Origin of the sequence: Priestia sp. BR_2, assembly GCF_041954005.1 — a bacterium.
Taxonomy (GTDB): domain Bacteria; phylum Bacillota; class Bacilli; order Paenibacillales; family Paenibacillaceae; genus Paenibacillus_AQ; species Paenibacillus_AQ lautus_A.
On the sequence record NZ_JAVFHM010000200.1, the window covers coordinates 1 to 2,456 of the forward strand.

At 35.9% G+C, this 2,456-nt stretch carries 2 protein-coding genes; both read right to left on the reverse strand.

Annotated features, from left to right (window positions below; genetic code table 11):
* The coding region (locus RB298_RS15110; RefSeq protein WP_486047481.1) for a YfhO family protein at positions 1-2,137 on the reverse strand (2,137 nt) is incomplete at its 3' end.
* A gap of 91 nt (positions 2,138-2,228) precedes the next feature.
* On the reverse strand, positions 2,229-2,456 hold a 228-nt coding region (locus tag RB298_RS15115), incomplete at its 5' end, for a GtrA family protein (RefSeq protein ID WP_486047482.1).

Consider the following 2,456-nt stretch of genomic DNA (forward strand, 5'->3'; position numbering starts at 1 on the left):
TGTTGTTGACCGAACGTTTTTCAAAATTCCTTCCGTTGATTCCTAAGTTTAAAGCACCTGTTGTAAGGTTGTTAAAGGCCATTTTAAGTATCGTTTCGCCTGAACTTGTTACTTTTGTTGTTACTGGCATGCGCATCACTGCATTGTCTCGTGCTGTGTACACATTTCCGTTTTTATCAATATTTTCAAGCTTTATATTTTTCATTCCTTTAAACAGCTGCTTGCTTTTTAGTTTTTTTACATCAAACTGTGTTAAGTTCCCTTTCTTTTCAACGACTGCAGCTTTTAACATCAGCTGATCTTTTTGCACTTCATTCAGTTTATTAAACTGATTTGTCGAAACGGCTTGATTGTACATAAATCCAATAGGAAGAAAATGATCATTTTTATAAATTTTATATCCGTTTAACTCTTTTAGTAACGTAAAACCGTACGGCTGGAAGGCATCACCGCTTTTAACGATATAGTATTTGTTCATAAGCGCTGTTTCTACATACAGGCGCTGATCTAAATTACTGTAGCGGCTTGGTGAGTCCATTTGCGCAATATTATACGTTTCTTTAAAGAAGCTGTGAACATTATCTGGAATCAAACTTTGATAGCTGCTGAATCCGTGATAATTATAGTACAGCGGAATATTTTCTTTATTAATTTGATTCCACATCACGCGATAAAATGAATCATCGCTTTGCGTAATGTAGTTAATCACTTCTTGATCCGTTTCACTGTCATATCCGCTTCCTGAAAACGTTTGAAGCGTCGACTCTTTTTGAGCAAGCACGTCTCCTAGATCCTGCGTAAACATCATAAAGTTGTTGTAGCCGATACTGCCAATAGCAACGGCTGTTAAGCATACAAAAAAGACAGCTTTTTTCAGTTGAAAACGAAGTAAAAAAGCGAACAGTACAATTACAAAAAAGACAATTTCAACTCCATCGTTCGGGAGCTCTTTTGGTGATGGCACGTAGGTTGTGTACCATAAAAAGCCTAGAAGAAGGAGCAATAAGTAAACCGTCCGTACTTTTGACCCTTTTTTATCATAGTCAATTGCATATGCCGCTACCATTCCACACGTAAAAATCAGCATGTAAATCCATCGTGGCTGCATAGCTGACAAGCCGTTAAAGAATGAATAAGCGTATGGGAAAAAGTACAGTCCAATCATAAAGAGTAATAAGCATACGCGAATCAGCATTTCTTTTTGTTTGATATACAGCACGCTTAACAAAATAGCAATCAAACCAACAATCGACATTCCAAGCGTTTGCGAAGCCGAGTAAGGATAAAAGAAGTTGTACACCACATTATGATAAAAAATATTTGTATAAAATAGCGGAATATCATACTCTTTATCAAATCGACCTGCATGCAAAAATGCATATACGGTTGGAATAAACGCAAAAGCCGAGAGCAAGAACCCAACAATATAGTATTTAATTAGCGTTATATAATACTTCACAAAGCTTTTAAACGAATACGATGACGAAGCTAAAAAGTATTTAAACACGGCATAAATATTTAAATACACGCTGCTCATGAAGCCAAAGTAAAAGTTCGTTGTTATCACTACAAATACTGCAAAAATGAACAACCCTTTTTTTCCTTGATCCACTAAGCGGTCATATGAAAGAATCAACAGCGGCAGCCATACAAATGCTTCTGCCATAAAATCAAACCGGTTGGAATAGCCGGCAAAAAAGCTAGAACCTCCGTAAATCATTGCTCCTATAACGGAAGCAGTGTACGAACGCTTATTGTATTGAAGCAAAGCATACATAAACATCATGGCACAAAAAAGCTTTAATGCGCTGATGATTGTATTGAGCGCTAGCACATCATTTAACGCATCTAATTTTAGAAATAAAGTAAGGAGAAAGAATACGGACGTTGAATAATAATAGCTGAAATTTGCAAACACATCTCCTCCTAAACCGTACTTCCATGACCAAAAGAAATCGCCATGTAAAAACTGTTCATGTAAAAAATAACGAAAGAACAGCAGTTGAACCGTTGCATCCGTATTCCGTGTGGTCATATAACCTTCGGATAAGTAGAAATAAAAATACACGCTAAAGATGGTCAGCATAAAGATGATAGCCGCTAGAACGTGCATCCCAATTTTCTTTCGATCAAACATAACTACGTTACCTGCCTTTTATTTTTAGCCAAAGTTAACACTGCATATAAAAATCTGACAAAAAGACGCCCTTTGTCAGATTTCTACTAGTCTATGCTTTTTGAACTAAGATTTTTTTTGAAATAACAAACGTAAAAGGAATAGCAATAACCGAAGCCAAAATAGGCGATACGGTTTCATTCATATGCATTAAATCAACCAATAAATATAATGCGCTAGTTGATACTGTTATGTTCACGACATAGGTTAAAGGGAATTGAAAAAACTGCGCTAACGTCGGTTTGATCTTGTATGTAAAATAAGAATTTAAAAAGAACGA